Source organism: Brevibacillus jepli (assembly GCF_047229145.1).
GTDB lineage: Bacteria > Bacillota > Bacilli > Brevibacillales > Brevibacillaceae > Brevibacillus.
Genome location: NZ_JBFEFW010000018.1, coordinates 99,339 through 121,312, shown reverse-complemented (window position 1 = coordinate 121,312; position 21,974 = coordinate 99,339). Strand labels below are relative to the sequence as shown.

At 49.2% G+C, this 21,974-nt stretch carries 20 protein-coding genes; 17 read left to right on the top strand and 3 right to left on the bottom strand.

The features are described from left to right. Positions 1-25: 25 nt before the first annotated feature. The 3 genes from AB1L17_RS19810 to AB1L17_RS19800 are packed head-to-tail and all read left to right on the top strand — an operon-like array spanning position 26 to position 3,008. On the top strand, positions 26-1,438 hold the full coding sequence (locus tag AB1L17_RS19810) for an ATP-binding protein (RefSeq protein ID WP_412846720.1): 1,413 nt from the start codon (positions 26-28) through the stop codon (positions 1,436-1,438). Between the two features lie 13 nt (positions 1,439-1,451). After that, on the top strand, positions 1,452-1,766 hold the full coding sequence (locus AB1L17_RS19805) for a DUF3870 domain-containing protein (RefSeq protein ID WP_412846721.1): 315 nt from the start codon (positions 1,452-1,454) through the stop codon (positions 1,764-1,766). Positions 1,767-1,793: 27 nt separating this feature from the next. Beyond that, the gene (locus AB1L17_RS19800; RefSeq protein WP_412846722.1) at positions 1,794-3,008 is read left to right on the top strand and encodes a sensor domain-containing diguanylate cyclase; all 1,215 of its coding nucleotides are present in this window, start codon (positions 1,794-1,796) and stop codon (positions 3,006-3,008) included. On the opposite strand, the gene nhaC is transcribed toward AB1L17_RS19800, so the two are convergent. Both nhaC and AB1L17_RS19790 read right to left on the bottom strand, forming a co-directional pair. Continuing rightward, the gene (gene nhaC, locus AB1L17_RS19795; protein WP_412846723.1) at positions 3,005-4,357 is read right to left on the bottom strand and encodes a Na+/H+ antiporter NhaC; all 1,353 of its coding nucleotides are present in this window, start codon (positions 4,355-4,357) and stop codon (positions 3,005-3,007) included. The two genes, AB1L17_RS19800 and nhaC, sit on opposite strands and share 4 nt — an antisense overlap. Positions 4,358-4,553: 196 nt before the next feature. Then, complete coding sequence (locus AB1L17_RS19790; protein WP_412846724.1) at positions 4,554-5,414, bottom strand: DUF6624 domain-containing protein; 861 nt, start codon at positions 5,412-5,414, stop codon at positions 4,554-4,556. A 48-nt stretch (positions 5,415-5,462) separates the two neighbouring features. Here AB1L17_RS19790 and AB1L17_RS19785 point away from each other — a divergent pair, with 48 nt between their 5' ends. From AB1L17_RS19785 to AB1L17_RS19770, 4 genes are all read left to right on the top strand, one after another. Continuing rightward, positions 5,463-5,657, top strand: coding sequence for a hypothetical protein (locus tag AB1L17_RS19785; RefSeq protein WP_412846725.1), 195 nt, complete (start codon positions 5,463-5,465; stop codon positions 5,655-5,657). A 194-nt stretch (positions 5,658-5,851) separates the two neighbouring features. Beyond that, positions 5,852-6,775, top strand: a complete 924-nt coding sequence (locus AB1L17_RS19780) for an NAD(P)/FAD-dependent oxidoreductase (RefSeq protein ID WP_412846726.1) — start codon at positions 5,852-5,854, stop codon at positions 6,773-6,775. A gap of 21 nt (positions 6,776-6,796) precedes the next feature. Continuing rightward, the gene (locus tag AB1L17_RS19775) at positions 6,797-7,045 is read left to right on the top strand and encodes a glutaredoxin family protein (RefSeq protein WP_412846727.1); all 249 of its coding nucleotides are present in this window, start codon (positions 6,797-6,799) and stop codon (positions 7,043-7,045) included. A gap of 37 nt (positions 7,046-7,082) precedes the next feature. Then, positions 7,083-7,637, top strand: coding sequence for a peroxiredoxin (locus AB1L17_RS19770; protein ID WP_412846728.1), 555 nt, complete (start codon positions 7,083-7,085; stop codon positions 7,635-7,637). Between the two features lie 105 nt (positions 7,638-7,742). On the opposite strand, the gene AB1L17_RS19765 is transcribed toward AB1L17_RS19770, so the two are convergent. Next, complete coding sequence (locus AB1L17_RS19765) at positions 7,743-8,657, bottom strand: NAD(P)/FAD-dependent oxidoreductase (RefSeq protein ID WP_412846729.1); 915 nt, start codon at positions 8,655-8,657, stop codon at positions 7,743-7,745. A 473-nt stretch (positions 8,658-9,130) separates the two neighbouring features. Here AB1L17_RS19765 and AB1L17_RS19760 point away from each other — a divergent pair, with 473 nt between their 5' ends. The 10 genes from AB1L17_RS19760 (at position 9,131) to AB1L17_RS19715 (ending at position 21,958) form a co-directional block, all read left to right on the top strand. After that, positions 9,131-11,353, top strand: a complete 2,223-nt coding sequence (locus tag AB1L17_RS19760) for a hypothetical protein (RefSeq protein ID WP_412846731.1) — start codon at positions 9,131-9,133, stop codon at positions 11,351-11,353. Positions 11,354-11,374: 21 nt separating this feature from the next. Beyond that, a complete protein-coding gene (locus AB1L17_RS19755) occupies positions 11,375-12,559 on the top strand; it encodes a HEAT repeat domain-containing protein (RefSeq protein ID WP_412846732.1) in 1,185 nt (394 codons plus the stop codon). 17 nt (positions 12,560-12,576) lie between these two features. Beyond that, the gene (locus tag AB1L17_RS19750; protein ID WP_412846733.1) at positions 12,577-14,019 is read left to right on the top strand and encodes a glycosyltransferase family 2 protein; all 1,443 of its coding nucleotides are present in this window, start codon (positions 12,577-12,579) and stop codon (positions 14,017-14,019) included. After that, positions 14,016-14,810 (top strand): response regulator transcription factor, encoded by a 795-nt coding sequence (locus AB1L17_RS19745; protein ID WP_412846734.1) that lies wholly within the window; start codon positions 14,016-14,018, stop codon positions 14,808-14,810. Before AB1L17_RS19750 ends, AB1L17_RS19745 begins: the two co-directional genes overlap by 4 nt. Before the next feature lie 30 nt (positions 14,811-14,840). Next, entirely contained in the window at positions 14,841-16,202 is a 1,362-nt protein-coding gene (locus AB1L17_RS19740) for a nucleotide sugar dehydrogenase (RefSeq protein ID WP_412846735.1), read from the top strand. 44 nt (positions 16,203-16,246) lie between these two features. Continuing rightward, positions 16,247-18,079, top strand: coding sequence for a glutamine--fructose-6-phosphate transaminase (isomerizing) (gene glmS, locus AB1L17_RS19735; protein ID WP_412846736.1), 1,833 nt, complete (start codon positions 16,247-16,249; stop codon positions 18,077-18,079). A 56-nt stretch (positions 18,080-18,135) separates the two neighbouring features. Beyond that, complete coding sequence (locus AB1L17_RS19730) at positions 18,136-18,342, top strand: hypothetical protein (protein WP_412846737.1); 207 nt, start codon at positions 18,136-18,138, stop codon at positions 18,340-18,342. After that, positions 18,339-19,361: a sugar phosphate nucleotidyltransferase gene (locus tag AB1L17_RS19725; protein ID WP_412846738.1), complete on the top strand. Its 1,023-nt coding sequence runs from the start codon at positions 18,339-18,341 to the stop codon at positions 19,359-19,361. Before AB1L17_RS19730 ends, AB1L17_RS19725 begins: the two co-directional genes overlap by 4 nt. A gap of 68 nt (positions 19,362-19,429) precedes the next feature. Next, positions 19,430-20,275: a hypothetical protein gene (locus tag AB1L17_RS19720; RefSeq protein ID WP_412848880.1), complete on the top strand. Its 846-nt coding sequence runs from the start codon at positions 19,430-19,432 to the stop codon at positions 20,273-20,275. Positions 20,276-20,278: 3 nt separating this feature from the next. Then, positions 20,279-21,958: a hypothetical protein gene (locus tag AB1L17_RS19715; protein ID WP_412846741.1), complete on the top strand. Its 1,680-nt coding sequence runs from the start codon at positions 20,279-20,281 to the stop codon at positions 21,956-21,958. The last annotated feature ends 16 nt before the right edge of the window (positions 21,959-21,974 follow it).

Genomic DNA, 21,974 nt, shown 5'->3' with positions numbered 1-21,974 from the left:
TCTCGTCCCAGGAGGGAGGGGCACGATGAAAAACTTGTTGGATAGTGGACTGAGGAGCGGTCATCTCTATCGTTCCTTCTTTAATCAAATGATTCAGGCCACTTTTCTGCTAGATCAATGGGGGAGAGTATTTAAAGGCAATCCTGCCTGCCAAGTGCTGAACGGTTACTCCGTAGAGGAATGGGAAGGGTACCCATTTTGGAAGCTGGCTGTTGCAGAAGAACAGGAAATGGTGCGCCTTCAAACACAATTTGCGATGAACGGCGATCCGAGGCCGTTCTACACAGCCTTCAGTCATAAAGATGGGACAAGTGTTCCCGTGCACATTACATATGGAACCTTTAGTGAGGAAGGCACGTCTATTGGGTATTATGCGATGGTGCAGAAGCTCCCGGCTTCGCTAGGGGACAACTATGGCTCCAAGCAGTGCAGAGTATTGGATATTTCCGGTGAAGGTGCATTTATCTATCATGCAGGGGAGCTTCAATACGTGAATCAAGTAGGGATGAAATTAGTAGGGGCCTCAGGTTTTGACGAGCTCTTATGGTATCCATTCCCATCGTTTTTTCATCCCCGTGATGTACCGAAGATCAAGGGGCTCCTCCGCATGTTGGAGGAAGGAGAAACGGTCGCACCGATTGAGGTCGAGCTGATTCGTTTGGATGGAAGTCGGACGGAGGTAGAGGTGTGTGGAACTTCCGTGTTGATTCAGGACAAGCCCTCGATTTACATACTGGTACGGGATATTACAGAACGCAAACGGGCGCAAGAATTTTTGCAAAACTCGGAAAAGCTCGCGCTGGTCGGACAATTGGCGGCAGGGATCGCTCATGAAATACGCAATCCGCTTACATCACTAAAAGGCTTTGTTCAGTTAATGCAAAAGGATGGCATGAGAAAGCCAGAGTATTTCTCGATCATGAGCTCGGAGTTGGCCCGGATCGAGATGATTGTCACGGAGCTGCTGGTCTTGGCGAAGCCGCATACGGCTACATTTGAAGCACACGATCTGTCCAATCTGATTTCGCATGTGGTTACCTTATTGGAAACCGAGGCGATTTTGAAAAAAGTAATGATTCAGGTCGTTTTTGAATCGGAAGTCCCCATGATCCATTGCGATGACAATCAGTTGAAGCAAGCTTTCATTAACTTTTTGAAAAATGGGATCGAAGCGACGTCAGGCAACGGAGAAATTGTGATTCGACTGCGTTGTGAAGGTGACCGAGTCGTCATTCGGTTTGAAGATAATGGCGTAGGAATCCCGGAGCATCAGCTGGCGAGACTGGGAGAGGCTTTTTTCACAACGAAGGAAACAGGGACAGGGCTGGGATTGATGGTGAGTCGTAAAATCATCGAGAATCATCGAGGAACCCTGCGGTTGATAAGCACCCCGGGTCATGGAACGGCAGTCGAGGTATGCTTACCGATAAGCAGCTAGGAGGTCTTACTGAATGAATAAAAACACGGTACTGACAGCAGGTTTCGCCCAAATCCCTAAAGGAACTACCTTGTATGAGGTTTCTACCATGGTTGGTTGTGTACTCATCATTGATGTAGACACCGAAGTGATTTGCGACGCCAGCTTTACCTTTGTCATGGACAAGACGAGCGAGTTTTTGGTGAGCTTGCTGGTAGGCAAGACAGTTGCAGATGGCATGCAGGAGATCACGCAGACGATTCAACAACGTTTTTTGGCACCTGGCCAAGGAGCGGTCTTGCAAGCCATCCGTGCAGCGATCGAGCGATATCATGAGAAAAAAGCGTAAAGCTACCCAATAGCCGGAGGGTTGTACATGCATGAGAAGCACGACGTTAGAGAAGCGTATGCAAGACAGTTGTTGGAGCGTTATAGCCAATGGCTCGGCAACATAGAAGAAGTGGAGCCTGGCGAGGTCGAAGCGCTATCCAGTGAGGTAGACAGTATGCTGTCGGAACAGGACAGTGCGCTACATACAGAGGTACTGAAGCAGATCGTGGAGCTGCGTAATAAGGTTACCGAAATGATGTGGATCTCCGAGCACATGAAGATTTTGCACGATCTCAGCCACATTTTTGCCAAAACGTTTGAGGAAAGCAAAATTTTGTGGAAAGCATTCGAGCTGGTCTCGCGTGTCATGCGTGCAGATGCTTTCTTTATTGCCTTTTATGAAGAAGGCGACAGCGAGATCAAAGTTCCGATTAGTATCGATAATGGGGTCAATTATGGTCCGCTTACGATTCCCTATGGGCAAGCGATGGTGTCCAAAGTGATTGATACACGGGAAACGATCCATATCAAGACGATGAAGGATGAGCCAAGCGAGCCAGAAATGATTCGCTGGGGAAGCCCGGAGATTGATACGAATACATGCATTTTCGTTCCGCTCATGCTGGGGAACCAGATCAAAGGTGTTATATCTGCTCAGTCTTATCGCGAGTTTGCCTATAAAAAAGAGCACGAAGAACTACTGAAAATCATTGGCTTTCAGGTAGCAAGTGCTATCGAGACGGCACGTTTGTATGAACGTATGTACCAGATGTCGTTTCAGGATGAGCTGACAGGGATCGCGAACTATCGTGCTTTCCATCGCGATTTGGAAAAGCTGCTGAGCGAAGAGGATACGTCTGTCGCATTGGTCATGCTGGATTCTGATAGTTTAAAAGCGGTAAACGACCATTACGGTCATCATGCAGGTGATGCGCTGATTAAGCAAATTGCGGAAGCGATGAAGGAAGTGGCAGGACCAGAGGATACGATATACCGTTACGCTGGTGATGAATTCATGCTGCTCTGCCCGGGAGCTTCGAAGGAGATGGCGGAGGAGAAAGCACATGCCATCCGGGAGTATTTGCGTTTGCGTCCATTAACACAGGACGATTGCTGCATTTTGATTGCAGTCAGTGTTGGGATCGCCCGATTCCCCGATGACGCAAACACGGCAGATGGCTTGAAGCGGGCAGCAGACGAGGCACTGTACCGCTCCAAGCGCAAAGGAAAAAACTGTACGACCGTGTACGCAGCTGGCTAAGCTTTCTGTTGACGCAAGGCAAACAGAAAAGTAAGCAGCGGAGAGATCCACAAGTAGATGACATATGGCAAGTATTCCACTGTGGATACGTGCAAGGTAGCGGTAAAGAATGCACCGCTTACGCCCCATGGAATGAGTGGGTTGACGAGTGTCCCGCAGTCTTCGAGAGTACGAGACAGTCGTCTGGCCGCCATTCCGCGAGTCGCAAATGCGTCACGAAACATCTGGCCAGGGAGCAGGATGGACAAGTATTGTTCCCCTGTCAGCAGGTTGACGAGAATGGAAGAAGATCCGGCAAGTCCGACCATCTCTGCGTCTCGTTTGATTCGATTGATGAAGCCTGAAAATAGCGCATGAAACACACCGCTGTATTGCAGGATGCCACCTAAAGACAAGGCAATCAGAATCAAGGCGAGGGACCAGGTCATGGACAGCAGTCCACCGCGATCTACAATCGATGCTACGGCTTCATTGGCGATATTGCTGACGAAGCCTTTTTGCATGACATTCATCCATTCTACTGGAGAGGTAACCCCTTCCGACAGAGCAGCAGTGACAATCCCGCTCAGAATCCCGAATACGAGTGTAGGCAAAATCGGTTTTCGCAACACCGAGCATAGAAGGACGACGAATGCTGGCAGCAGCGATAAAATGCCAAGCGAGAAGTTTTGCTCCAGAGCGAGCTGGATTTCTTGAATCGCGTCCAAATTGACATTGGCACTTTGTCCTTGAATTCCGAAGAAAATAGCGGTAATGACCAGGGCAGGAATAGCTGTCCGTGACATGAACTTGACGTGCTCCGACAAGGAAACGCCAGCGATTGCTGCGGCGAAGTTGGTCGTGTCAGAGAGCGGCGACATTTTATCACCAAAGCATGCTCCGCAAATGATGGCTCCTGCTGTAATCAACGGATCGAGTCCGAGTGCAGTCGAGACACCCATCATGGCGACCCCAATGGTACTAATCGTGGTAAAAGAACTTCCTGTAACGGTAGAGACGATCACCGTCAGAAACAAAGCGGAGAGCGTGAAGTACTCCGGCGAGATGATCGAAATGCCGAGGTGAAGAATCATCGGAACGGTACCGCTCATCATCCAGACCCCGATCAAAATACCGATTAAGGAAAGAATCAGCATGGGGGCGATAGCCGTTTGAATTCCTTTGATCAAGCCTTCCTCCATTTGCTTCCAGGGAACGCCGAACAGGAAGAGAAGCGTAGCGGCCCCAATCGTAGCGAGAAAGAGCGGCATATGCGGCTCGACTTTGCCCCAGAAAAGGGCGGGAAACAAGATTCCGAATACGGTGACAAGCACCCAAATGCTTTGTGAAAAAGATAATGGCTTATTCATGATGGCAACTCCTTGTTGAATGAGGCTGAAGCAGTAAGCAGCTTTTCTAGCACTTTATTGCTTTTGTGCTTTCTTGCTTTTTTGCTTTTGTGCGTTCAAGTATTAGTGGTACTTTATCCTGAAACGCTTGTTTCGTCAACGAGGAGGGGTGAATTCGGAATTGTAAAATAATACGGAGTAATGAGGTTCCTAGGGATCATTCATACAAACAACCTTGAATGATTCCATGAATATCGGAAAGATTACGACTCGTGATCGACCAAAGATTATCTTTTACGATGAGATAAATGGTAAGAAAACCATTACTTTCAACACAAACGACAGGTAGGTTTTGATAGGTAGAGGGATAAACTCGAATACCATTCACATGGGCAACAATGTGTGAATAGATTGGGGATTTAGGCAAAGAGAGCCAGCAAGCGCTTATTTCACCAGCACGTTCCTGCCACTTCCAGCCGTATGCATTTTCCAAGATCGAGCGATTATCGCTGTCTACACCACAAGGTATACATGGGAGCAAAGGGTTGTGGGCGAGTGGTCTGTCCAGAATGACCACATCAATTTGCGTGCCGGCGATCTGAGGTCCAATGATCCTTTGCCGAATGGGTGGAAATCCGCTAACCTTCTCCCACGCGAGTAAAGAATAGTAAGGTGGAATCTTCCACTCCATTCGTTCTTCGTCAGTAGTTGAAGCTTCTACGAGAGGAAACCGATAGACAGGACCAAACGAAATGAGTTGATTGCCGTACTTTGCAGGTCGTCCCTGATGAACCAGCCACCGATCTAATGAAACGGCAGCCAGCCATCTTGCATCCTCATATCCGAGAAGAGCCGCTTCCCTCGCCCAATTATGTGCGGTATACCAGTCTGTAAGTGTCTCACCATGCTGGAATATTAGTGCGGCATGAAAGAAGTCTATCGCTTCTCTCATCTCACCATCTGCATGCATCTTCTGGACTCGCTGTCTCCTAATTTGGTCTCGTTCCTTCCGATGCTCGTGAAGGGTGCGCAGGTCATTCTGATCTTCTTCAAAAAGCCGCTTAAGTTCCAGGTTCATGTCGATCCCTCCGCTGTCATTTTATCTCATATTGGATACAAAAGATGAATGGCAATTTCTTATCGAAGCTTGGCACCGTGGGACGTTGCCGCTGCAGGTCTCATCGCACGAGAAGCCGGAGCAGTAACCGGTCACGTTGGCGTAGTTCCTGCTGATATCCCACCTGAATTATTCGGTGAAGAAGTCGTTTTCGCGAATCCCGGAATATATGAAGAGCTGCTCTCTCTACTACGCACATCCTAAATCGTATAGGCTCCCGTAATCAGTGAAGTCCGCGCCTTTAAGGAGAAGCGGACTTTCTTCATGTACGAATTGGAAAATCCTTATTTAAAATTATTATAAAAAGATATTGACTTTTATTTTGTATCAAGTACAATGATAATTGTTCCTAGATGATAATAATTATAAAATGATAATAAGGAAAGGGGGAGCCGTTCATGTATGATGTGATCATCATTGGCGGAGGGCCAGCTGGTACATCGGCAGCCATCTATACAGCTCGAGGGAATCTAAAGACACTCGTAATTGACAAGGCACCCGGTACAGGGGCGCTTGCCCTGACACATAAAATCGCCAATTATCCAGGTGTGGAAGGCGAGATGACTGGAAAAGAATTGTTGGATAAAATGCGCAGACAAGCGGAGAGCTTCGGTGCAGAATTCATCCAGACAACGATATCTGCGGTAGATATAGAGGATGAGGAAAAAAGCATCTTCACGGCTCATGGAACTTTCGAAGCGAAGGCGGTTATTGTAGCGACTGGTTCCAAAGGACGTAACCGTATGCTTCCGGGAGAAGAGGAATTGCTCGGACGTGGGGTAAGCACTTGCGCGACATGCGACGGAGCCTTTTACGAAGGCAAGCATGTGGCGGTTATCGGTGATACGGAGGAAGCATTGGAGGAAGCCCATGCGCTGACCAAATTTACGGACAAGATCACTTTCCTGATACCGCGCGCTGACTTGCAAGGGGTAGAAGAAATGCCAGAGCTTCCGAACACAGAAATGCGCTTCCGCACCCGCCCGTTGGAAATCATGGGAAACAAGTCCGTCGAAGGGCTTCGCGTTCGCACGGCAGAAGGAACAGAAGAAACGCTGTCCGTAGATGGTGTCTTCATCTTCTTGTCGGGCAGCAAGCCGGGGACCGATTTCTTGGATGGACAAGTACCCCTCGATGAGGAAGGATTTATGATTCTGGATGAGTTTATGCAGTCTTCTGTTCCAGGCGTATTTGGAGCGGGTGAAGTACGAAAAACGGCTGTGAAGCAAGCAGTAGTCGCCGCGGCAGACGGTGCGATTGCTGCCATGGCTGTAGACAAATACATCAACAAGCGTTCCAAAGTTGTCCCACAATACAAATAGAAGAAACGGAGAGAATCAAACATGGCACAAGCAATCGTATACTCCAGCACAAATTGCAACTTCTGCAAGCAATTGAAGGGTTATTTGACAGAACAAAACATTTCTTTCGAAGAGCGCAACATCGATGAAAAGGAAGAGTACGGCCAAGAGCTGAGCCGTTTGGGCGTGATGTCTGTTCCCTTGACAGTCATTGGTGAAAAGCAAATTTTGGGCTTCAACCCGACACGTATCAAAAAAGCAATGGCAGCATTGGAAGAGGCAGCGAAGTAATTTTCATCAAACACCATAAATAAAGGAGAGATAGATCATGACAACATTGCAAACGGTTCAACTTCAAGTAGGAAAACCGGCACCTGACTTTAACATGCTCACGACCAAAAACCTCGAAACACTGGAAGAGCCCGCAACGCTGGCTGATTACAAAGGAAAATGGCTGATTTTGTTCTTCTGGCCATTCGACTTCACGTTTGTTTGCCCGACAGAGGTAACTTCGTTTAGTGACAACATGGAAGAGTTCGAAGACTTGGATTGTGAAGTATTGGGAGTGTCCACGGATAGCGTACATACGCACCGTGCTTGGATCAAAACACCGCGCGACCAAAACGGAATCGGTGAAGTCAACTTCCCGATTGCGAGCGACTTTAAGAAAGAGACAGCACGCGCTTACGGTGTGTTGGATGAAGAAACTGGTGCCGCTCACCGTGGTTTGTTCATCATTGATCCAGACGGCATTCTGCGTTACCAAGTGGTAACAGACATGAACGTAGGCCGCAGCGTGACAGAAACGACGCGTATTTTGCAAGCCCTGCAAGCAGGTGGTCTGTGCCCGGCGAACTGGAAGCCAGGACAGAATACACTGTAATCTAAGCAAGAACCATTATTTCAATAGAAGAGGGACAGTCCCAACCGTCTATAGCAGGCGGAGGGATTGTCCTTTTTACATAGGAAGAAAAACGATGGCATGAAGTTAGCCTTGACGATTCCATACTTCTGCTAGCAGTTCGTTGTTGATACTGATGCCAGCAGCAGATCCGAGAGCGGCGGCAATTACCACCTGATATTGTGTGGTTGACGCATCTCCTGCACTGTAGACACCTGGTATGCTCGTTTTCCCAGTACGATCGACGATGACAGTTCCTGCTTCCGTTACCTGGCAGCCTAATGCTTGCGGCAGGTTTGATCCAGCGATTAGATTCGGAGCAAAAAAGATTCCGGAACACGGAATGCTGGTGCCGTCTGCAAGGACAACTTGCTGTACGCTACCATCGACGGATTGAATTCGTTCGATCGGGGCTTCAAAGACAGGAATGCGATGGTGCTGCAGCTCTAACCTTTGTTCATTCGTGAATTCATCTGGTCCATTGGTGCAGATCGTATAGTGATCGGTCCAACCGGACAGTACTTTTGCCAAGTGCACTGCCTTCGCTCCCTTGGCGATCACGACGAGCGGCTGGTCACGTACTTCCCAGCCATCACAATATGGGCAGACAAAGGCACTTTTCCCATACACTTCTGCCAATCCGTTCACATCCTGGGGGAGATCCTTCATGCCCACTGCGAACAGTAGCTTTTTGCTTTGATAAGTCGTTCCTTGTGCGGTCGTCATGAGGAAATGACCATCGTGTCCCGTGATCGTGACAGCTGTATCCTCAACGAAATGGACGGAGGGGTAGGCGCTGATTTGTTCCCTTGCGATTCGCCGAAAATCGCCTGGAGCGATACCATCTCTCGTCAGAAAGCCGTGTGACTTACGTGTAACTCGATTACGCGGCCGACCTTCATCAATAATCACCACGCTTTTTCTTGCCCTGCCAAGCACGAGTGCTGCATTCAGCCCTGCTGGTCCGCCGCCAATAATCCCTACATCGATAAGCTGATTCATAGTAACCTCCTTTATAGATATTTAATATCTGCAATAAAAACGAAGAAGACTCAGTCTAAGTCCTGCACTACTGACATTAAAACAGTTATTGTAGACTCTTAATGTCTATTATAAACAATCCTTCCTGAGAAGCAAGGGGAGAGGGCACTTCTATATTCTTTTTGTAAAGAATCCCTTATATCGACAAAAACCATCCTTTTCCAAATAGTAGCAACCTACCATTTTCACAAGTAAAAAGGAAAAAAAAGGAAGAGTAAATGTACCTAATTGAGAAAAAGTGTGGGCCAGAAGACCGTCCCGGTTGCAGGACTTCCCTCCAAAAAACGTAGGACAATGGAGCCGAATCTGTCCCAACATTACAATTTCATGACAAATCTGAAAAAAGTACAATAGTGAATTTTGTCTATGGGAACGATTTGCTCCCTATGTTTACAATGACTGTGACGTGGCAACATATCGGAGGTTGACGAGAAATGGAGCCAACAAAGACAAGAAGCTGGCGCTGGATGAGCCTCACTATGCTGATCGTAGTAGGGGTAAGTGCCTTCTGGTGGTTTTGGGCAGCAGATCATGTCGAAAGCATGGAGACGACGACAGGTGCTCAGTTAAAATTTCGCGCGAACGGTGAGCTGTTCGAGGTTTATCAAGACCAGAAATGGCAGCCGTTTTTTGCGAAAGGCGTCAATCTGGGAGCATCGTTACCGGGTCATTATCCGGGTGAGCTTCCCATAACAAGAGAGGATTACATGCGCTGGTTCGCGATGATCGATGAGATGGGAGCGAACGTCATTCGTGTGTATACGATCCATTCTCCTGTCTTTTATGAAGCGCTAGTCGACTACAATCGGCGAAAAGAAGGGGACCCTCTCTACTTGATGCAAGGCATTTGGAGTCCAGAAGAGTTGTTGATTGAAAAGAAGGACGCCTATCTTCCCGAGATTCGCGAGCAGTTTCGACAGGAAATCAAGGATGCTGTTGGCGCTGTCTACGGGGACATCACCCTGCCGGAAAAGCAGGGAAAGGCAAGCGGAACATATCGCGCCAATGCAGGCAAATACTTGATCGGCTGGCACACTGGAACCGAGTGGGACCCCGTGATGGTGCAAAACACCAACCGTCTGCATCAAAAAGTGGCGCCCTATCAAGGGAAGTACTTCCACGCAACTTCGAATGCTACGGCATTTGAGACTTGGCTCGCCGAAATGGTAGACACCGTTGCAATGGAGGAGAGCAAGTACGGTTGGCAGCATCCGATGACTTTCACCAATTGGGTGACCACGGACCCCTTATCTCATCCCGGAGAGCCGATCCAACATGAGGATTTGGTCAGTGTCGATCCTACCCATATAGAGCCAACGCAGTGGGAGGCAGGCTACTTCGCTTCCTATCACGTGTACCCGTATTACCCGGATTTCTTCCGCTATGACACCACCCTGCAACAGCTGAAGAACGACGCAGGGCAAATCGATACGTACAAAGCGTATTTGCGTCAACTGAAGGAGTACCACAAAAACATGCCGATCATGGTGACGGAATTCGGGGTCCCGGCATCGGTGGGAGTCGCCCATCTGGGCAATTTGGGGCGCAATCAGGGTGGTCATTCAGAGAAGCAGCAGGGAGAGGTCGATGTCGAGCTTTTGCAAGAAATTCATCAGGAAGGCTATGCAGGAGCGATCTTGTTTGTATGGCAGGATGAGTGGTTCAAAAAAACATGGAACACGATGCGCTTTGAGCTGCCAGAAGATCGGCGCTCCTTGTGGATCAACGTTTTGACCAATGAATCGTTGTTTGGCGTACTGGGCATGTATCCGAACAAAGAAGGCGTACTGGCCATCGATGGGGATCGCGCAGACTGGGATCAGCTCGTGCCAGAAGAAAAGCAGCGCCTCGATGTCCAAGTCCCGGGCATCGACGAAATCTGGATGACACATGACGAAGGCTACGTCTATCTGCTCGCGCAATTGCAGGAAGTGTTCGACCCGGCAAAACAAAAGCTGTATGTAGGCGTAGATACGATTCCTGGCGGGAACAAGCATGCTGCACAGCTGCCCGGTCTGACGCTGGATGAGGGACTAGAGACGCTGATTGCGCTGGGAAAAGCAGACGAGAGTCAGATTCAGATCGCCGCCAATTACGATTTTCATGCACGTCTGTACGGAAAACGCTACGGCATGCTAGAGGTCAAGGAAGAGGAGCAAAAGGACGATTCCGGGATCTTCAAGCCGTGGAAGCTGGCCGTTAGCCTTGAGATGGAGCCGCCAGACAGCAAGAAATACTATCCGTTGGAGGAAGTCGAGGTCGGCAAGCTGATCCGGGGAACGACAAATGCACAAGACCCGCAGTACGACTCGCGAACCGCTTGGCAGGCAAAAGGCAAGGTAGTAGAGCTAAGGGTACCGTGGATGCTTCTGGGGTTTACAGACCCGAGCTCCTTGTCCGTCATGAGCTATGACGATGATGGCAAAACCTTTACGACGAAGACGACAAAAGGCATTCGCATTCTCCCGATCTTGGTGGATACAGCCACAAAACAAATCGTCGGTCAGAAGGCTCACGCAGTGACGAAGCTCCCGATGTATACATGGCCAGGCTGGGAAGAAGTCCGCTACCACGAACGAAAAAAACAGAGCTATTCCATACTAAAAAAAGCATTCCACGAGATGAAGTCTCCGGTGAATATCGGTACTGGGTCTTGAGTGGATAGGAGAGTGGCAAACGTGCAAACACCATTGGCGACGGCAATTGTTTTCCTGTACGCGCTATGTGGATTAACAGTGCTGGGCCTGCTTGTCTTGTTCGCACTGAAGCTGCGTAACATTTCGGTGGAGAAACAGACCATGCGTTGTCTGGAAAAATATCGCGACTACTTCATTTACCTGCAAGCGCACGGGGAAGAAGAGGAGCGTTTGCAAGTGCCTTATGGCGAAGTGACACAAAAAGAAAAGCAAATCATTCAGAAAAAGCTGTTTGAACTAATGGAGCGAGTCACGGGCATTCATCGGGACAAGCTCATCCGGCTCTGCGAGGATATGGGACTCGTAGAGCTGGACATCCAAAGACTAAATGGCGCGTGGAAATGGACGAGAGTGGATGCCGCCTACAATTTGGGGATCATGCGCTCCAAGCTGGCTGTGCCGGGTCTACTCACCCTCCTGCAAAAAAACGCGAATGACACAAGTGTATTTATCATTGCGCGCTCCATCGCCAAATGTGCTCGAAACACAGATGATTTGCGAGAGATGGTGGTCCAAGTCGTCCGTGCGAGGAAAAATGTCCACCAGCTCGTCGTTGACATCATCAGTGATTCGCAGGTGGATACGGCATCGCTTTTTGCAGAGCTATTACAAGAATCCGATGGGGAACTGGTCAAAGTCGGGCTGATCGGCTACGCAGTTCATGCTCAGCCGGGAATGGAGCCTGTCTTGCGCCGACTGATTCAATCGACTGACAAAGAAGTTCGAATCAAAGCAGTCAAGCTCATGTGCCGCGATGTGCGCTATTTGAATGAGCAGACGGTCACTGATTTTATGAATCACAAAGATTGGGAGATCCGGGCAATGGTAGCAAAGGCAATTGGCACATTGAAATTGCTTCCCTACATTCCGTCGCTGAAAAAAGCGGTGGGCGATGCAAGCTGGTGGGTTCGTCATCACAGTGCACGCAGCTTAGCCCAGCTGGAGGTCGAAGGCTTTGCGGCCCTGTGCGAAATATTGCAGGAAGAGAGAAATGGTCAGAAGAGCGAGATGGCTCATCAAGTCATCCAGGAGGAGCTGGAAAAAGAGAAGCTGGTGATACACGATGCGACAGCCACAGAAAAGCTCGTGCAATACAACGAAAAGCTGCATCTGTATCGCAAGTCGTATCGCAAAACGATCTCTACTGTACAAGCACTGGAAAGATAAAGCGAAAGGAGGCTGCCATGAGAGATTTTCTACTTTACTACGGAATGTTTGCGGTCTATTACGTGATCGCGATCAACTCCTTGTACTTCATTATCATGATGTTCTCGTTCAAGAGCATTATGGGGATCTTGAAAAGCTCTATTTATTCAAGATTCCAGACGTTGTCGGGCTCCGAACACGTTCCGCCGATCTCGATTCTCGTACCGGCATACAACGAGGAGCTGACCATTATCGAAAATGTAAGGTCCTTGCTTTCCTTGAACTATCCGCGATATGAGGTGCTCGTGATCAATGATGGCTCGAAGGATGCAACCTTGCAGGTATTAATCAACGAGTTTTCGCTAGTTTACTCTGAGCACATGCCTGTGCAGCCGCTCCTGCATACGTCGAAAATCAGGGGAGTCTATCACAATCCGGCTTTTCCGAATCTGTATTTGATCGACAAAGAGAACGGGGGTAAAGCTGACTCGCTCAATGCGGGGATCAATCTCTCCCACTATCCGTTGATCGCTTCCATTGATGCAGATTCCTTGCTGGAAAAAGACGCACTGATCCGCATTGCCAAGGTGTACATGGAAAACCCGGATGAAACAGTCGCGATCGGCGGAGATATTCGCATCGCCAACGGCTGCAAGATCGAAGACGGCGTCGTGAAAGACATTCGTTTGCCAGACAAGTTTTTGCCCATGATGCAATCCGTCGAATACCTTAAGGCGTTTCTCGGGGGGCGGATCGGCTGGAGTGCGATCAACGGATTGATTATCGTCTCAGGCGCGTTCGGTGTTTTTCGCAAGGACTACATCATCAAGGTCGGCGGCTATCGTGAGGGGTACCCCGGCGAAGACATGAACATCATCATCAAGCTGCACAAGTACATGCTGGAAAACAAGCTGCCGTACCGCGTGGCGTTTTGTCCGGATGCAGTCTGCTGGACGCAAGCGCCGGATACACTCAAGATTTTGGGCAGTCAACGGCGAAGATGGGGACGAGGCAATCTCAAAAACATGATCGAGTACGGTAGACACATGGCGTTTCGCCCCAAGTACAAGCTGTTCGGGATGCTTACGCTACCCTTCAATATTTTGTTTGAAACATTGAATCCGTACTTTCGCATCACAGGTCTCTTGGCTCTCATCGGCTATACCATGCTGGACATGACGAACGGCTACGTTCTCTTGATTTACGGCTTGCTCAATGTGCTGTATGGCGTGCTGCTTGGTATCGGCTCCTTATTGCTGGAGGAAATCGCGTTTCGACGGTATCCGCGGTTCAGGGACATCGTCAAAATGCTTTTCTATACGATTCTGATGTTTTTCGGCTATCGGCAAATCGGCGTCATCTGGAGATTCCTCGGACATATTGAATATTTGCGCAACAACAACTCGTGGGGAACGATGACGCGGACGAGCTGGCAGACGAAGAGCAGCGAAAACATTTCAAGTTTGGAGGCTAGATCATGAGTAATCTCGTACCTGTTTTTTACGAGCATCTGAGCAAGATGGAAGAGAAACAATTGGCGTGTGGGGTTATTCTGGCGGCTTGCAAAACCCTCACGAAAGAATCTTTGGAGCTGATCAAGCAAGACCTGGGCACTCACTCAGGAGATGGCTCCGAGATTGCTTTACATTACGTGTATGACAAAAACAAGCAGCTCTTCGGAATATTGCTAGAGGGACAGAAGCTTTCGAACACCCATTTTTATGCCTTACGCGTAAAAGACTATTTGCAGGAGCACAAGCTGCTCACCGGGAGTCTCTTGATTGCGAGTTTCCCAGAAAGCTCGCGCTCGTCCGGTCAAATGCTGATGCGGATGATCCAAGAGATGAAAGAACCAGGCGCACATGGCCAGATCAAGATTTACGAGCAGAACGCTGATGCGAATAGAGAAGAGCCAGCGAGTATCCTGCTCGTCAACCATGATGAGACCGTCAATGAGTTCTTGAGCATCTACTTTCAGCGCAAGGGGTATCTCGTTACGATAGCCAATGACGGGGTGGACGGCATGGAAAAATATCAGGAGGTTGCCCCTGATCTGGTGATTACTGATCTGAATCTACCTATCCTCAATGGATACCAGCTCATGGAAAAAATTAAGCATATCAGCGCTTCGATGAGCAAGATTATGGTGCTCACAGACAAACGTCTGGAGGAGGATGTGCAAAAATCGTTTGCGATGGGTGCATCTGATTATATGACAAAGCCATTTTCTCCGGTTGAGCTGGAAGCCCGGGTGAAACGGCTAATCTCATAACTTCATAAAGAGAAAAGGAGAGAAACGAGGATGGCGAGATACGAGGAACTGCAACTGAAGATTCAACGAAAGACAGCAAGAGTTGGTGTGATTGGGCTTGGGTATGTCGGGCTGCCTCTGGCAGTAGAGACGATCAAGAGCGGATACACCGTTGTAGGAATTGATCTGCACGAAGGCAAAATTGAGAGCCTGAAAAAGGGAGAATCCTATGTGCAGGATATCTCCAATCAAACCTTGCAGGAATGCCTCGCGACCAACCGCTTTTTTCCGACGACAGACTACAGCGTAATCGAAGAGCTGGATGCGATCAGCATTTGCGTTCCGACGCCACTCAGTCCCAATCAGGACCCGGATACCTCCTACATCACGAATGTAGTCGATCAAATCAAAAAATTCATGAAAAAAGGGATGCTCATTACACTTGAGAGCACGACCTATCCAGGCACGACTGAGGAGCTCATCCAAAGAGAATTTGAAAAGCTGGGCTATCGGGCTGGCATCGACTTTTTCCTCTGCTATTCACCAGAGCGGGTCGATCCGGGTAATCGCAAATACAGTACGTACAATACGCCTAAGGTGATCGGTGGGACGACAGAGCGCTGCATCGAGCTGGGCACACTGTTGTACGGCAATCTGGTGAAAACCGTAGTCCCCGTCTCCTCACCCAAGGTGGCGGAGATGTCCAAGCTGTTGGAAAACACCTTCCGCAGCGTCAATATTGCCTTCATGAATGAAATGGCGATGATGTGCGACAGAATGGGCATCAACGTTTGGGAAGTAATCAAGGCCGCATCGACCAAGCCTTTCGGGTTCATGCCGTTTTACCCGGGACCCGGAATCGGTGGGCATTGCATACCGCTCGATCCGATGTATTTGTCGTGGAAGGCCAAGGGCTTTCGTTTTCACAGCCAGTTTATTGAGATCGCCCAATCGATTAACGACAACATGCCGGACTACGTGCGAAACAAGACAGCACAGGTGCTCAATATATACGCCAAAGCGATTAACAGCTCACGCATTCTGATTCTCGGCATGGCGTACAAGCCGGAAGTCGATGACCTGCGGGAATCACCAGGATTGGAAATATACGAGCTGTTCACCAATAGTGGAGCGACCGTCGACTACTACGACCCGTATGCACAGCGATTCGTGAATAAAAAGGGCGAGGTGGTTCATTCCATCGCCAATGACTACGAGGCGTTCAAGACATACGATTGCATGGTGCTCATCACGAATCACAAAATTTTTCCTTATCAGGAGCTGGCGGATTTGGGAGTGGCGATTATCGATACACGCAACGCATTTGAAGGTATTACCAACCCGAATGTGTATCGCATCGGTACCTCTGTCGCCATCAGGCAGGAGAAAGAAGTTGTCAGCTTGCTCGCATAATACACAGTCCGAACATTTCATGCAACGAGGGAGGAACACAAGACATGTGCGGAATTATGGGATATATCGGAAACAGGGAAGCGCAGCCGATCTTGATCAACGGGCTGCGAAAGCTGGAATACAGAGGCTACGATTCAGCTGGGATTGCGATTTGCGACGGAGAGACGATCAGCATACGCAAGGCAAAAGGAAGAATCGACGTGCTGGAGAGACAGACCCAAAAATCCGGCCTGCAGGGTTCCATTGGCATTGGGCATACACGCTGGGCGACGCACGGACGACCATCTGACGAAAACTCACATCCGCATTTTGATCAATCGGGCAAGTTCTCGATCGTGCATAATGGCATTATCGAAAACTACCTGGATCTCAAGCAGGAGCTGATCGAAAAAGGCGTGACGTTTACTTCCGAGACAGATACAGAGGTCATCGTTCACCTTTTATCACAAGAATATGACGACGATCTGGTCGCTGCTGTGCAGAAGGTCGCTGCGAAAATACGTGGTGCATTCGCCCTCGGTGTCATGACGGAGCATGAGCCTGACAAGCTGATCGCCGTTCGTGTCGCAAGTCCGTTGATTATCGGAGTAGGGGAGAATGAGAATTTCATCGGTTCTGATATCCCTGCCATTCTGGAGCATACACGCGATGTGTACGTGCTAGAAGATGGCGACCTAGCGATACTGACCAAGGATTCTGTTCGCGTACTGCGGCTGGATACAACTGAGCCGATCGAGCGAGAGCTGGTACGGATTGAGTGGGACAAGGAGCAGGCAGAAAAAGACGGCTTTGCTCACTATATGCAAAAGGAAATCTATGAACAGCCGCGTGCGCTGCGCAATACGCTGACAGGGCGGCTCGACGACAGGAATCAAAACGTTATTTTTCCTCATCTTCAGCTAACGGAAGCAAGAGCTGGGGCTGTAGAGAAAATCTACATTGTGGCTTGCGGTACTGCGTATCATGCGGGCTTGATCGGCAAGCATGTGGTCGAGCGTCTGGCGCAGATTCCGGTAGAAGTAGATGTAGCGTCAGAGTTTCGTTACCGTCGTCCGCTTTTCCAACCCAACACGCTGACGATTGCGGTCAGCCAATCCGGAGAGACGGCAGATACACTGGCAGCGATGCGGGAAGCCAAACGAAACGGCTCTAACGTGCTTGCCATCACGAATGTAGTCGGAAGCTCAATTGCCCGTGAAGCGGATGACGTGATTACAACGAATGCCGGACCAGAAATCGCGGTTGCTTCTACGAAGGCGTATACTTCGCAGCTGATTGCCTTTTACTTGCTCGGCATCTATTTGGCCCAAGCGAAGGGGACGCTGGATGATGGCACGCGTGCATCGCTGATTCACCAACTGACGGCACTCCCGGATCAAGTCGAACATATTCTCGAGCATGCGGATGAGATTCGTCATTTCGCTGAATCGATCAAGGACGAGCAGCATCTGTTTTTCATCGGACGAGGACTTGACCATGCAGTATCTATGGAAGGCTCGCTGAAGCTGAAGGAAATCTCGTATATTCACTCGGAGGCGTATGCAGCAGGGGAGCTAAAGCACGGAACGCTGGCACTTATCGAAGAGGGAACGAGAGTCATTGCCTTGGCTACACAGGATGAGCTGCATGAGAAGATGATCAGCAATATTACAGAAGTAAAAGCGCGTGGAGCAAAGGTTCTCGGTATTACATTGGATGGACATGTAGAGCTGCATCGCTCCGTTGATGATGTGTGCCTGATTCCGCAGACGGATGCCTTGCTTACACCTGTACTGGGCGTCATCCCCCTCCAGCTCATTTCCTATTACACTTCAGTTGCGCTCGGCAATGACGTAGATCGTCCACGAAATTTGGCCAAAAGTGTAACAGTTGAGTAAACTGAAACGTCAGTCGTAATGACGCTAGAGAGTAATAGGAAAAAGGGGGAAGATGAATGAACACCTCGAAGCGGACGTTGAATCAGGAGATATTACTGGAGATCATGCTTCAGGCCTATCAGCTGGGCGTGCAGAGGAAAGACATTGATTTGAGCATGATGATTGACACTTTGACCTATGAATTAAAACCATACTTCGATCAGCAAATCCAACAAGGTCAGCTTGCAAAAGGCGAGCTGACCAAGACGGAGGCGATAGGATGAACATACATGCCGTAGTACTCGCAGCAGGAAAAGGAACCAGAATGAAATCTTCGCTCTACAAGGTCATGCATCCAATCTGCGGGAAGCCGATGATTGAACATGTTGTAGAGAGATTGGAAGCATTGTCACTTCGCCACTTGGTAGTCGTTGTCGGTCATGGAGCCGAAGTAGTCAAAGAGCAATTGAGAAACCGCGTTCAGTATGCTTATCAACCGGAACAGCTGGGTACCGCTCATGCTGTTTGGATGAGCCACGAAATTCTCGGGGAGCAGGATGGCGTGACGATTGTCATGAATGGAGATACACCGCTCGTACAAGAACAGACGCTGCGAAGCTTGCTAGCGTATCATCAGCAAAAACAAGCAGCAGCGACCGTCTTGACCTCCATTGTGGACGAGCCTACAGGTTATGGCAGGATCATCCGCGATGAGAATGGCGATGTCCGAAAAATTATCGAGGAAAAAGATGCGACCCTGGGACAAAAAAAGGTGAATGAGATCAGCACCGGAATCTTTTGCTTCGACAATCAAAAGCTGTTTTCGATGCTGCCGATGGTTTCAAACGAAAATGCCCAAGGGGAATTCTACTTGCCAGATGTTCTGGGACTTCTGCAGGAGCAGGGTCTTTTGGTTGCAGCGTTTGCGACAGATAACCCCGAAGAGGGCAATGGTGTAAACGACCGTGTGCAGCTCGCTCATTTGGAACAGCTGATGCGCAAGCGAATTAACGATTTCCATATGAGAAACGGAGTCACAATGATAGACCCGAACTCGACTTACATTGATTCTGACGTAATCATCGGGCGAGATACGGTTCTTTATCCAGGGACGTGCCTGTTCGGAGAAACACAGGTCGGTGAAGGCTGCCAAGTCGGGCCGCACGCGCTTGTCAAAAACAAGAATATTGAGGATTACACGAGGGTTCCACCGTTTTCAGCGATTGACGGCAGTACGTTTGGGGAGCGGGCTTTTGCCGGAGTAGGAGCAACGACACAGCATTACGGTATCGACCAGCGCTGATGAAGGTCTTGCGTCGATATGGCTGGCTATGGATAGTGCTGCTCCTTGTGACAGTGGCTTCTATCATTATGGTATCGTTAGCAAACACCCGCTCTGAACTAACAAAAGCAACCTGGATTTGGGATGCCAAGCAGATCGAGACCCAAACCGATGAAATGATTGAGTTTGCCGAGAAAAACGACATTAACCTGATCTATCTCCATGCAGAACCTGATGCTGTTGCGCCACAGACGTACCGTACATTCATTGAAAAAGCGAACCAAGAGGGTATCAAGGTAGAGGCGCTTGGTGGTGACCCGAATTGGGCGTTCACAGCGAATCGCCAGAGTATCAGCGATCTCATCTCTTGGGTGAAGGCGTTCAATCGCAATGCCAAGCCAGATGAGCGGTTCTCGGGAATCCACGTCGATATTGAACCGTACTTGTTGCCAGCGTGGAAGGAAGATCAGGCAGAAATCGTCCGGCAATGGCTGAAAAATGTCAGCTATCTGGCAGCGGAGACGAAGAAGGATACGGATCTCGCTGTCGGTGCCGACTTGCCTTTTTGGATCGACTCGGTTAACGTTCCTGGCAGTGATGAGAAAGTGAGCAACTGGATGGTGCAGCGACTCGACAGTATCACGTTAATGGCTTATCGCAATCAAGCCCTTGGGCAAAATGGGATCATTGATCTGGTAGAAAAGATTGTAGATGAGGCCAATGTACACAAGAAAGGGTCGGTTGTCGTAGGTGTCAACATCATGGAAACGATGGAAGGCGCTCATGTGAGCTTCTATGAAGAAGGCACAGAAGAGATGCACAACCAATTGGCCATTTTGCAGGAGGAGCTGTCTAGCAACCCGGCGTTTGCAGGAAGTGCGATCCATGATTACGAGAGCTGGAAGCACGCAAGTCAACGAGAGGAGCAACTTTGACGAATGAAAGCTGCGCGCATCTATTTAAGTGTTCTCTGCCTGACGGTCGGCTTTCTGTTCGGCTTTTCCCCCGCGGAGAAGAAGAGTAAAGCAACGTGGATCTGGCAATCCGAAATGATCGGGAGAGAGAAACAAGAGATACTCGATTTCTGCAAAAGTAACGATATTAATCTCGTCTACTTGCGAATCGAAATGAACAAGCCCTATGAGTACTACCGCGATTTTATCCGCGAAGCAGCAGCGATGGGGATCGAGGTTCATGCGGTAGCCGGTCATCCAGCTTGGGCGCTCAAAAGTAATGAGAAGCGAATGATGAACATCGTCCACTGGGTAAAAAGCTATAACCGCGAAGCAGAGAAGAATGAGCGTATTCGCGGGATTCAGTTAGACATCGAGCCGTATCTCCTGCCGTTTTGGGAGACGGATCAGAAGCGGATTATTCGTGAATGGCAAGCCAATGTGCAGGCGTTCACAGCCGAGGTGTCAAAAGAACAGGATTTGGTTGCCAGTGCAGCCATTCCTTTTTGGCTGGACGATATTCCCGTTCCGGGACAAGAAGAGATGTCCTTGTCCAAATGGATGATGAGCGAGTTTGATACGGTATGTATCATGGCGTATCGTGACACACTTTCCGGTCAAAATGGCATCCTGAATTTGATCGATCAGGAAATGAAGGATGCAGATGAATTAGAGTCGCGTGTCTTGGTCGCTGTGAATATAAAGCCGCTGGATGAAGACCACTCCTCATTTGCAGAGGAAGGCCCGGCTTACATGAATCAGCAATTAGAGGAATTGCCTGCACACTTGGAACAGCATTCGTCCTTCTCTGGCGTGGCTATTCATGATTATCGCTACTGGAAGGAGGCGGCTCCACTGCCCCCGGTAACGAAGCAACGCTACAAAGGCACCTACATATGGCGTGCAGAATTGATTGGCACGGAAAAGGAGGAAATCCTCGCCTTTGCGGAACAAAACGGGGTGAATCTCCTCTACGTTCGTCTCGATTTGGAACAGCCGATTTCCTATTATCGCGATTTCGTAAAAGACGCTCGTGCAGCTGGTATCGAGGTTCATGCGTTGGGCGGGCATCCGATCTGGGCTTTGACTGAGAGTCGAAGCAAGATCATGAAGCTGGTCAATTGGGTGAAAGACTACAATCAGTCCGTTTCCACCGAAGAGCAGTTTCATGGCATTCATCTGGACATCGAGCCATACGTCCTGCCCGTTTGGCGAGAGGATAAAGAGGCGGTTTTACGTCAGTGGATGGGCAATATCGAGGCTTTTGTCGAGGAGACCAAAGACGGAACCTCCTTGGAAGCGAGTGTCGATCTTGCTGCATGGCTGGACAAGACGCCTACTCCGGGTCAGCCCGAATTGCCGTTTTCACATTGGATGATGAAACAGCTTGATCATACGACCTTGATGGCTTTTCGTGATCGGGCTCCTGGAATCATCGGCTTAGTCGAAAATCAAATGAAGTACGCAGAGAGCCTCCAGAAAAAATTGGTCGTCGCAGTGGAGACGAAAGAAAGCCACGAAGGGAATGGCATCACCTTTTACGAGGAAGGCATGGGCGAAATGGATCGGCAGCTGGATCTGGTGACAAAAGCACTGGATCGATACTCTTCTTATTGGGGGCTGGCCATCCATGCTTATGACTACTGGAAAAACGGGAAAGAGTAGGCTGCCAGCATCGTAC

Bases quoted from the DNA above. Each gene is read 5' to 3' on its own strand.
- AB1L17_RS19810 (WP_412846720.1), top strand. From the start codon at position 26: ATGAAAAACTTGTTGGATAGTGGACTGAGGAGCGGTCATCTCTATCGT.
- AB1L17_RS19805 (WP_412846721.1), top strand. From the start codon at position 1,452: ATGAATAAAAACACGGTACTGACAGCAGGTTTCGCCCAAATCCCTAAA.
- AB1L17_RS19800 (WP_412846722.1), top strand. From the start codon at position 1,794: ATGCATGAGAAGCACGACGTTAGAGAAGCGTATGCAAGACAGTTGTTG.
- nhaC (WP_412846723.1), bottom strand. From the start codon at position 4,357: ATGAATAAGCCATTATCTTTTTCACAAAGCATTTGGGTGCTTGTCACC.
- AB1L17_RS19790 (WP_412846724.1), bottom strand. From the start codon at position 5,414: ATGAACCTGGAACTTAAGCGGCTTTTTGAAGAAGATCAGAATGACCTG.
- AB1L17_RS19785 (WP_412846725.1), top strand. From the start codon at position 5,463: ATGGCAATTTCTTATCGAAGCTTGGCACCGTGGGACGTTGCCGCTGCA.
- AB1L17_RS19780 (WP_412846726.1), top strand. From the start codon at position 5,852: ATGTATGATGTGATCATCATTGGCGGAGGGCCAGCTGGTACATCGGCA.
- AB1L17_RS19775 (WP_412846727.1), top strand. From the start codon at position 6,797: ATGGCACAAGCAATCGTATACTCCAGCACAAATTGCAACTTCTGCAAG.
- AB1L17_RS19770 (WP_412846728.1), top strand. From the start codon at position 7,083: ATGACAACATTGCAAACGGTTCAACTTCAAGTAGGAAAACCGGCACCT.
- AB1L17_RS19765 (WP_412846729.1), bottom strand. From the start codon at position 8,657: ATGAATCAGCTTATCGATGTAGGGATTATTGGCGGCGGACCAGCAGGG.
- AB1L17_RS19760 (WP_412846731.1), top strand. From the start codon at position 9,131: ATGGAGCCAACAAAGACAAGAAGCTGGCGCTGGATGAGCCTCACTATG.
- AB1L17_RS19750 (WP_412846733.1), top strand. From the start codon at position 12,577: ATGAGAGATTTTCTACTTTACTACGGAATGTTTGCGGTCTATTACGTG.
- AB1L17_RS19745 (WP_412846734.1), top strand. From the start codon at position 14,016: ATGAGTAATCTCGTACCTGTTTTTTACGAGCATCTGAGCAAGATGGAA.
- AB1L17_RS19740 (WP_412846735.1), top strand. From the start codon at position 14,841: ATGGCGAGATACGAGGAACTGCAACTGAAGATTCAACGAAAGACAGCA.
- glmS (WP_412846736.1), top strand. From the start codon at position 16,247: ATGTGCGGAATTATGGGATATATCGGAAACAGGGAAGCGCAGCCGATC.
- AB1L17_RS19730 (WP_412846737.1), top strand. From the start codon at position 18,136: ATGAACACCTCGAAGCGGACGTTGAATCAGGAGATATTACTGGAGATC.
- AB1L17_RS19725 (WP_412846738.1), top strand. From the start codon at position 18,339: ATGAACATACATGCCGTAGTACTCGCAGCAGGAAAAGGAACCAGAATG.
- AB1L17_RS19720 (WP_412848880.1), top strand. From the start codon at position 19,430: ATGGTATCGTTAGCAAACACCCGCTCTGAACTAACAAAAGCAACCTGG.
- AB1L17_RS19715 (WP_412846741.1), top strand. From the start codon at position 20,279: ATGAAAGCTGCGCGCATCTATTTAAGTGTTCTCTGCCTGACGGTCGGC.